A 9,371-nucleotide genomic window follows, 5' to 3' on the forward strand; every position below is an offset into this window, starting at 1 on the left:
CCCCCGCGCCGCTCCCCGCGGTCGGTCGGCACGCCGGTCAGCGTGTTCCGACCGCGGCGCGTACGGCCCGGCGGGCCATCGCGCAGTCGTCGTGCAGCCGCCGCAGCAGCAGCCGCTGCTCCTCGCCCGTGGGCACCGCACCCTGCTGGGGCTGGTTCGCCCCGCCGGCCGGCGGAGCCTCGCGCATGGTGCGCTGCACCTGTGTCTCGTACTTACGGATCTCCGCCGTCAGTACCAGCATCAGATTGACCAGGAAGGCGTCCCGGTCCGCCGCGCCCCTGATCTGCGCGAGCTTGCTGATCTGCTGCCGTGCCAGCGGGTTGTTCCCGAGCACCATCCACAGCGTCGCCAGGTCGTACCCGGGCAGATACCAGCCCGCGTGCTCCCAGTCGACCAGCACCGCCCCCGCCGGTGACAGCAGCATGTTGGAGAGCAGGGCGTCACCGTGGCAGAACTGCCGCATGCCCGGCCGCCCCAGACCACGGATCAGCGTCTGGAGATCCCCCAGGTCCCGGTCGGTGAAGAGACCGAGCTCGTGGTAGCGGGTGATCCGCGACGCGTAGTCGAGACCTGCCCCGAACATGTCGCCCGGCGGACGCCAGGTGTTGAGCCGCGTCACGGCGCCCAGCACGGCCCGTACGTCGGCGCGCGGAGGAGCCTCGACGGGGTGGCGCGACAGGGCCGCGGCGCGGCCCGGCATCCGCTCGACCACCAGCGTGCAGTTGTCGGGATCGGCGGCGATCAGCCGGGGGACCCGTACCGGCGGCCGGTGCCGCACGAACGAGCGGTAAGTGGCTATCTCGTGCCGGAAACTCTCGGCCCAGGCGGGTGACTGGTCCAGCAGGCACTTGGCCACCGCGGTCGTCCGCCCGGTCGTCCCGACCAGCAGCACCGACCGGCCGCTGCGCCGCAGCACCTGCACCGGGTTGAACTCCGGACAGATCCGGTGCACCGCGGCGACGGCCATCCTCAACTGCGCGCCCTGGGGGCCCGACAGATCCAGTCTGCCGCCGAGCGGCCCGCCGGCCGTGGGCGGCCAGCGCCTGGTCCGGCCGGCGTGGGTGGGGTCGAGATACGGTCCGCCGCCGGCCGCGGGTGGCCGCTGCTGACGGGGTGGGACGGCCACGGAGGACGATGCTGTGTACGACGACGCTGTGTACATGGGCGAACGGATCCCTTCGTGTACCGACTAATTCCCGCGCCACCCGTCCCGGCGGTCCTTCCGCACCCTGGGGAATGTGTCGGACCCCCGGGGCGGGGTGGCGCGTTCCTACACGACACCCGGCCGCGGGTGGCACACCACGTAGCGGACCCTGGCGAAGCCTGGCGAATAGTCGCGAGGCATCTGACAGAGGGTTACTGTCAACTCAGCCGAGAACCTGGGGGCTTGACGTGACCGGAGAACCCAACGCCCGCCTGTCGGACCTGTTCGGCCTCGCCGGCTGGTCCAAGGGCGAACTCGCGCGGCTGGTGAACAGACAGGCGGCGGCCCTCGGCCACCCGCAGCTGGCCACCGACACCTCGCGGGTCAGACGCTGGATCGACATGGGGGAGATCCCACGCGATCCGGTACCGAGGGTGATGGCATCTCTGTTCACCGAGCGGCTCGGCCGTGTCGTGACCATCGAGGACCTCGGGTTCGTGCGACACGGACGCGCGGGGAGACGACGGGACGCCGGGGACGCATCGAACCCCGACGGCCTGCCTTGGGCGCCCGACCGGACGGCTGCGGTCCTCACCGAATTCACGGGAATGGACCTCATGCTCAACCGACGCGGCTTGGTGGGCGCGGGCGCCGTGCTCACCGCAGGCGCCGCACTCAGCAGTTCCATGTACGACTGGCTGCACTCCGACCCCGCTCTGACCGACGACGCTCCCCGGAGCGCCGATCCACTGAACGCCGACCCCGCCGGGTACGACCGCTACGAGGCCGCCCCCATCGGGTCTCAGGAGATCGACGCACTGGAGAACTCCGTCGACGTCTTCCGGGCCTGGGACGCCTCCCGCGGGGGCGGCCTCCAGCGCAAGGCGGTGGTGGGCCAGCTCAACGAGGTGGGCGGCATGCTCTCGTACCGCCACCCACCCCATCTCCAGCGCCGCCTGTGGGGCGTCGCTGCCAACCTGGCGGTCCTCGCCGGCTGGATGTCGCACGACGTCGGCCTCGAACCCACCGCCCAGAAGTACTTCGTCATCGCGACCCACGCGGCACGCGAGGGCGGGGACCGTCCGCGCGCGGGCGAGGCGCTCTCCAGAGCGGCGCGCCAGATGGTCCATCTGGGCCGGCCGGACGAGGCGCTCGACCTGATGAAGCTGGCCAAGTCCGGTTCGGGGGACGAGGTGCTGCCCCGCACCCGGGCGATGCTCTGCACGATCGAGGCCTGGGCACAGGCGTCGATGGGGCGCGGCCAGGCCATGCGCAGGACCCTGGGCGAGGCGGAGGACCTGTTCGTCTCGGACAAGAGCGATGTGCCGCCGCCGAGTTGGATGCAGCTGTTCGACGAGGCGGATCTGCACGGCATGGAGGCGCTGGCGTACCGTACGCTCGCCGATCACGAACCCGCGGCGGCGGCCATAGCTCAACGGCATGCCAAGCGGGCGATCGAGCTGCGTCAGAACGGCCGTCAGCGGTCGATGATCTTCGACTATCTCTCGCTGGCCTCCGCCTGTTTCATCGCGGACGATCCCGAACAGGCCGACCGTTACGCGCGGCTGGCGCTGGTGTCGATGGGGGAGACCTCGTCGCACCGCACCTGGGACCGGCTGCGGGAGATGTACCGGCTCACGGGTCAGTACGCGGCGCACGCCTCCATCCAGGAGCTGCGCGAGGAGATCGACGCGGTGCTGCCGCCGCATACCGGGAGGAAATCGAGGAGTTCGGAGATCTAGTCGCGGATCCAGCACGTCCCCGGGGAAGTTCGGGGGCCGGGGTCGGGTCCCCGGCGGCTACGACTCCGGGCCGATCCTTGCCACGAGTACACAGGCGTCGTCCTCGCGTCCGGTCTCGCCGAACTCCTCGACGACCGTCCTGACACAGTCCTGTGCGTCACGTGCCCCGGTCAGGCGGGGCCCGAGCGCCAGAAGCCGGTCCACCCCGGTCCGGTCCGTCAGCCTGCCGGTGTGCAGCACCAGCAGATCACCTGGCAGCAGTTGGATCTCGGCCTGCTCGTACGCGGCGCCCGATGTCGCGCCGAGCAGGACGCCGTCCAGCGGAGTCAGCGCGCGCCCCGTCCCGTCGCGGAACAGCAGCGGGGCGGGGTGTCCCGCCTGTGCCCAGACCAGGGTGCGGGTCTCGGCGCGGTAGCGGCCGCAGACCGCGCTGCCGAGCGCCGGCTGGTCCGCCGTGTCGAGCAGTTGGTTGAGATGGCCCATGAGCGCGCCGGGCTCGACTCCGGCCACCGCCATACCGCGCAGGGCGCCGAGGAGCATCGCCATCGTGGAGGCGGCCGTCACGCCGTGGCCAGTGAGATCGCCGACCGTCAACAGGGTGTTCCCGTCGGGGAGTTTCAGTGCGTCGAACCAGTCGCCCCCGACGAGTCCGCCGCCGGCCGGCGGCAGATAGTGGCCCGCCAGATCCAGCGTTCCCGGCTCGCTCTGCGGGGACTGGAGGGACCCGCGCCACGAGGGCAGCACGGCCTCCTGCAACTCGGCCACGAGCCGCTGCTCGGTCCTGGCGCTCCGCTCACGGCGCCGGAGCGAGTCACCCGACTCGTGGACCGCGCGCTGGCTGCGGCGTAACTCGCTGACGTCGCGCAGCACCGCCCACATGGAGGCGGTACAGCCGTCGGAGTCGAGCACGGGCTCGCCCATCATGTGCAGCGTGCGCACGCGCCGGTCGGCCCTGACGATGCGGAACTCGCTGTCGATGGGCCTGCCGTCGACAAGACACTCGGTCACCAGAGTCTGGAGGAGGCTCTGGTCCTCGGCGACCATCACGGACGGCAGTTCGTCCAGGGTCATGGGGCCCTTCTCGGGCCTCCGGCCGAAGATCTCGTACAGCTCCGGGGACCAGGTGACCTCGTCGGTGAGGAGATTCCACTCGGCGCTGCCGACCCGGCTCAGCAGCGAACCGCTCCCGTCGCCGGCGCACGCGCCGTCCGCCTCCGTGGACGGCGATTCGGTCTCGTCGCCGGGCCTTCCGTTCTTCAGCTGTCCCAAGTGGGCGCCGAGATCGTCCAGTTGATGTACCGCCAGGTCACAGAGGGCGCGCTGCCAGCGCCACTGGGTGTCGTGCTCGTCGGCGACGGTGTCCCTGCGCACGGCGTCCACGTCACCGCGCAGCCTGCGGGTGCGCGTGATGAGGGACTCCACCACGCCCCGCTCCGGCGGCTGCGGGGCGGGACGGTCCGCGAACAGATGGGACGGCATCTCGAACTCCGATACAGGCGTGGCACTGCCAGCTGTGAAGGGTGGACCGTTACGACTGTTGCACAGGCCGCTACGGCTCGTAAGGGATTCGGCAACACTCGATCCGGTGGTGCTTCCGGCATATGCCACAGGCGGGACAAGTGACCTACCGTTACCGGGAGTTGGCGCGGCGGGTGTGCGCGGTCCCGGGCCGGGCCCGGCCGCTCAACCGGTGGGGGCGCGGTGGAGCACGACGAGTAGCCGCCACACCTGACCGGCGACCGCCTCCGGGGACGCGTCGATCAGACCGTGCAGCCAGTCCGCCAGCACGCCGGCGAACGAGGCCGCGACCGCGGAGGCGATCAACTCCGGCTCCGGCGCTCCCGCCAGTGCCCGCTCCGTACGGCTGCGCTCCCGCAGCTCCCGGTGGAGCAGCTCGCCGAGCGGCCCGCCGCCGCCGGGGCGCAGCAGCGTGCGGTACAGGCCGGCGTGCGGTACGAGACCGGTGAAGAAGGCCGTCAGGTCGGCCGGCGGCGACACGGGATCCGGCAGACCGCGCCAGGCGTGCAGCGCGTCCACCGCGTCCCGGACGACCGCGGCGCACGCGTCGACGGCGAGGGCGCGGAGGTCCGCGTAGTGCAGATAGAACGTGGCCCGCCCGACTCCCGCCCTGCGCGCCAGCGCGGCAACGCCCACCTGTTCGAGCGGGCGCTCCGCGCACTCGTCGAGGAGCGCCCGCCGCAGGGCGGCCCGGGTCCGGGCCGTCCGCGGATCGCTCGACGGCGCGGGACCGGCCGTCCCGCCGGACGCTCCGCCGGAGGTCGGGTCCGTCATCCCGCCGCCAGTACGACGGCCAGCGCGATCGCGCCCGGCAGCGCCTGGACGAAGAGGATGCGGCGGTTCGCCGTGGCCGCGCCGTACACCCCGGCGACGACCACACAGCTCAGGAAGAATATCTGCGCGTGCCGCCCCGTCGGGTCGGCCGCGATCAGACCCCAGACCAGGCCGGCCGCCAGGAATCCGTTGTAGAGGCCCTGGTTGGCGGCCAGGGGCGCGGTGGCACGGGCCATCTCGGCGTCGAAGCCGGACAGGCTCCGGCCGGGGCCGCGCTCCCAGAGGAACATCTCAAGCACCATGACGTAGACGTGGAAGGCGGCCACGAGGGCGACGAGGATCTGGGCGGCGGTACTCACGGGGGCATCCTCAGGGGTTCATGTTTCCGGACAGGTGTCCATGAACCATAGACACCTGTCCAGAAGGCGGCTCACCCGCCCCCTCGCTGTCGGTCTAAGCGCCGTCGCCACCCTCTTCCCCGTCCGAACTGACCGGCCCTGCCTGCCGGTTGATGCCCGCCGAGAGCAGCGCGTCCTCGCACCGGGCCACCGCCGTCTCGCGGGACGGCACCTGGCGCCACGCGCCCTCGCCGTCCGCTCGGGTGCCCTCGTCGGCGTGCGGCGCCAGATCGCCGACCACCGTCACCTGGTGCCCCTGCGCCGCCAGCCGGGTCAGCGCCTCGCGCAGCATGATCTCGGCGAACGGCCTGATCTCCGATACGTCCTCCAGATCGAGCACCACCCAACCGGGCTCCTCCGGGAGGACGTTGCCCAGTTCGTGCAGCAGCCGCTCGGACTCGGTGAAGTCGAGGATCCCCTGGGCGGCGACGATCGCCACGTTGTCGCCCGCGCGCTCGATGACCTCACGCTCGGCCTCGCTGCGCGGGCGGTCGGAGGGCGCGGTCCGCGCGGTCTCCGCCAGCTTCACCGTCGGCGCCGTACGCGAGGACCGGCGCATCAGATGCAGCCCGAACCGGGTCGACAGCTCGCGCAGCACGGCCACACCGCGTACCGGGGTGCCCGTGGCGTCCAGCGGCGGGCTGTGCACCGCGAGACCGAACCGCGCCGGGCTGGCGGCGATCAGCCCGCCCGACACACCGCTCTTGGCCGGCAGTCCGACCCGCAGCAGCCAGTCGCCCGACGCGTTGTACATCCCGCAGGAGGCCATCACCGCGAGGACCTGCACCGCCACCGGTTCGGGCACCACCGTCTCGCCCGTGGAGGGGTTGACGCCGCCGTTCGCCAGCGTCGCGGCCATCACCGCCAGATCGACCGTGGTCACGCGCACCGAACACTGACGGAAGTACGTCTCGACGCCGCTCGGCCTGCCGGGCAGCGATCCCGCGCCGCGCATCAGATACGCCAGGGCGCGGTTGCGGTCGCCGGTCTCGGACTCCGACGCGCGGACCCTCTCGTCCACGTCCAGCCGCCGTCCGGCGAACCGGCCGAGACAGTCGAGGATGCGCTCGAAACGCTCCTCCTCGTCGGTACCGGGGACCAGCGCGGTCGTGACGATCGCCCCCGCGTTGATCATCGCGTTCGCCGGCCGTCCGGTGTTCGGTTCCAGACTGATCGCGTTGTACGCCTCGCCGCTGGGCTCGGCGCCCACCCAGCGGGTGACCTCCTCCAGGCCCAGCTCGGCCAGGACCAGCGCGTAGACGAACGGCTTCGACACCGACTGGAGTGTGAAGGGCGTGTCGACGCCGCCCGACCAGTAATGGTTGCCGCCCATGCTGGTCAGCGCGATGCCGAAGGTGTGCGGGTCGGCGGTGGCCAACTGCGGGATGTACGAGGCGACCTCACCCTCGTCCAGGTTGGCGACCCGCCGCTGGAGCTCCACCAGCGCGTCGGTGATCACATCGGTGGCCGAGACGGGTGTCACGGACGACCTCCAGGGGGCTGTCTGCGGAGTGCGCCGGGGCAAACCGAAGCCCCCGGGCGCGGACTCGGACATCCGCGACCGGGGGCTCCGGCCAGCATTCCCCGATGGGGGCGCTTGGAGTTAACGCCGCCCACTCTGGCAGCCGGGGTGATCAGGCCACGGGAGGCCGCGCCGTGTCGTCCGGGGGTGTCACCAGATGGACTCGGCCCATTCGGGGTGGTCGATGAAGGGGTTCCGGTTGTGCTGGAACTGGCTGAATATGAGGTCGTTGCGGCGCTTCTCGATGGTGTCCGGCGGGTCCTCGTCGTTCCACTGCTTCAGTACGGACAGCCGGCCCATCGCGGGGGCCGAGCCGTTGTTCACCCGGTCGTTCGGTTCGAGGTCGGCGAACGAGTCGTTGCCCTCGTACCGCACCGCCATGTAGAGGATCATGCGGGCGACGTCGCCTTTGACCGCGTCGCGCGGCTCGTAGGAGTCGCTGTCGGTGAGGTTCCCGGGCGCGCCGCTGACCGGGCTCCCGCCGTTGTCGAAGTCCTTGTTCCCCCGGATGCCGTTGACCTGGACATCCTCGGGACGCAGATGGTGGACATCGGTGCCGGGGCCCTGCGACGTACCGAAGTCGCCGTGGGACTGGGCCCATACGTGCTCGCGGTTCCAGTCGCCGACGGCGCCGCCGTTCTTGGACTTCGCGCGCGAGGCGCCGCTGTAGAGGAGGATGACGTTCGCGGAGTTGCGCGGGTCCTGGTCGGTGACCTTGAGCGCTTCCCAGACGCCGCTGTACGAGAGCTTCGTCTGGTCGCTGATGATCGAGTGGAGCGCGCTCTTGAGCGCGGGCCCGGTCTTGCCGAGCGCGCCCTCGTAGTACGTGTCGTCCAGCGCGGCGGTTCCGGTCGTGGCCGGGACGGCCGCGGTTCCCGACGCTGCCGCCGGGGGTGTGGCGGCCGGGGCGGCGGCCGCGCTGCCGGCGAGCACCGCGGTGGCGGCGCACAGTGCCAGCACCGGCCGTACGGCGGGATGGTGACGACGGGACATGTGGGGGTGTCCTCTCCAAAAGAGATCACCGCCCGCACTGCCGAGGGTGGCGGCGGTGCACACGGTGACCATGGCGATGTGACGTTTCGGCAGGAGCTTTCCACAGCGTCTGTGACGCTGGGGTGAATGCTCCGCGACCATCATGTGCAGGTCAAGAAGCGTGCGCGCGCCGGGAGTTGAGTGGGGGGTGAGTCATGCCCTGCGTTCACATGGATGGGCCGGAAACACACTGCTGAAAAATTTGGTCCATACCAACTCCTTGACGAGCACCCCGTGGCTGCCTTAAATCAGGCATTGAAATAAGCGCGCGAGCGCTTCCTCCCCCAGCAACATCTGTCATGCGCATGCCCCCCACGCAAAGCGATGTGATGACCGTGCATATGTCCTGGCGGCGCCGTACGGCGCTGTACGCCCTCGCACTTCTGTGCACCTCCGGAGCCGTGGCCGCCGTGCCCGCCGGAGCGTCCGCCGCGGACGGCCCCCACGCCGTCGCGGCACCCGCGGCAGTCAAGTTCGAGGACAACTTCGACGGCCCGGCCGGAGCCGGCGTCGACGGAAACAAGTGGCAGATCGAGACCGGCGACAACGTCAACAACCACGAGCGGCAGTACTACACGTCCGGGAACAACAACGCCCAGCTCGACGGGCAGGGCAATCTCGTGATCACCGCCCGCAAGGAGAACCCGGGCAACTACCAGTGCTGGTACGGCACGTGTGAGTACACCTCCGCCCGGCTGAACACCGCGGGCAAGTTCGACTCCGCGTACGGACGCGTCGAGGCCCGCATCAAGATCCCGCGCGGCCAGGGCATCTGGCCCGCGTTCTGGATGCTCGGCAGCAACATGGGCGACGTCGGCTGGCCCAACAGCGGCGAGATCGACATCATGGAGAACGTCGGCTTCGAGCCCAACACCGTCCACGGCACGCTGCACGGCCCCGGCTACTCCGGCGAGGGCGGCATCGGCGCCGGCTACAGCCTGCCGAACGGCGAGGCGTTCGCGGACAACTTCCACACCTTCGCGGTCGACTGGGCGCCGGACTCCATCAAGTGGTCGGTCGACGGAAACGTCTTCCAGACCCGTACGCCCGCCGATCTCGGCGGCCGCGAGTGGGTGTTCAACAAGCCGTTCTTCCTGATCCTCAACCTCGCGGTCGGCGGCTACTGGCCCGGCGACCCCGACGGCAGCACTGTCTTCCCGCAGCAACTGGTCGTCGACTACGTACGCGTCAGCGACTAGTACCCCCCGTCTGCCGTCGGGCGCCGGACAGGCTCGGCCTGT

Annotated in this window: 8 protein-coding genes; 2 read left to right on the forward strand and 6 right to left on the reverse strand. The window is 70.8% G+C overall.

The annotated features are described in order from the left end of the window. Positions 1 to 37 precede the first annotated feature (37 nt). Positions 38 to 1,162 (reverse strand): aminoglycoside phosphotransferase family protein, encoded by a 1,125-nt coding sequence (locus tag IEY79_RS03500; RefSeq protein ID WP_189105779.1) that lies wholly within the window; start codon positions 1,160 to 1,162, stop codon positions 38 to 40. A 230-nt stretch (positions 1,163 to 1,392) separates the two neighbouring features. On the opposite strand from IEY79_RS03500, the gene IEY79_RS03505 reads away from it, so the two are divergent. Further along, positions 1,393 to 2,886, forward strand: a complete 1,494-nt coding sequence (locus IEY79_RS03505) for a DNA-binding protein NsdB (protein WP_189105780.1) — start codon at positions 1,393 to 1,395, stop codon at positions 2,884 to 2,886. Positions 2,887 to 2,943: 57 nt separating this feature from the next. Here the strand turns inward: IEY79_RS03505 and IEY79_RS03510 are convergent, their stop codons facing one another. From IEY79_RS03510 to IEY79_RS03530, 5 genes are all read right to left on the reverse strand, one after another. Next, on the reverse strand, positions 2,944 to 4,365 hold the full coding sequence (locus IEY79_RS03510; RefSeq protein ID WP_189105781.1) for a PP2C family protein-serine/threonine phosphatase: 1,422 nt from the start codon (positions 4,363 to 4,365) through the stop codon (positions 2,944 to 2,946). Positions 4,366 to 4,569: 204 nt separating this feature from the next. After that, a complete protein-coding gene (locus tag IEY79_RS03515; protein WP_189105782.1) occupies positions 4,570 to 5,178 on the reverse strand; it encodes a TetR/AcrR family transcriptional regulator in 609 nt (202 codons plus the stop codon). Then, positions 5,175 to 5,537, reverse strand: a complete 363-nt coding sequence (locus IEY79_RS03520) for a DUF1304 domain-containing protein (RefSeq protein ID WP_189105783.1) — start codon at positions 5,535 to 5,537, stop codon at positions 5,175 to 5,177. Before IEY79_RS03520 ends, IEY79_RS03515 begins: the two co-directional genes overlap by 4 nt. Before the next feature lie 94 nt (positions 5,538 to 5,631). Continuing rightward, positions 5,632 to 7,059: a glutaminase A gene (gene glsA / locus IEY79_RS03525; RefSeq protein WP_229700595.1), complete on the reverse strand. Its 1,428-nt coding sequence runs from the start codon at positions 7,057 to 7,059 to the stop codon at positions 5,632 to 5,634. A gap of 189 nt (positions 7,060 to 7,248) precedes the next feature. Beyond that, positions 7,249 to 8,091, reverse strand: coding sequence for an endonuclease I family protein (locus IEY79_RS03530; RefSeq protein ID WP_189105785.1), 843 nt, complete (start codon positions 8,089 to 8,091; stop codon positions 7,249 to 7,251). 338 nt (positions 8,092 to 8,429) lie between these two features. On the opposite strand from IEY79_RS03530, the gene IEY79_RS03535 reads away from it, so the two are divergent. Next, positions 8,430 to 9,329 carry a glycoside hydrolase family 16 protein gene (locus tag IEY79_RS03535; RefSeq protein WP_189105786.1) on the forward strand — a complete coding sequence of 300 codons (900 nt, stop codon included), beginning with the start codon at positions 8,430 to 8,432 and terminating at the stop codon, positions 9,327 to 9,329. Positions 9,330 to 9,371: the final 42 nt, after the last annotated feature.

It is taken from the genome of Streptomyces camponoticapitis (genome assembly GCF_014646115.1).
Lineage (GTDB): Bacteria > Actinomycetota > Actinomycetes > Streptomycetales > Streptomycetaceae > Streptomyces > Streptomyces camponoticapitis.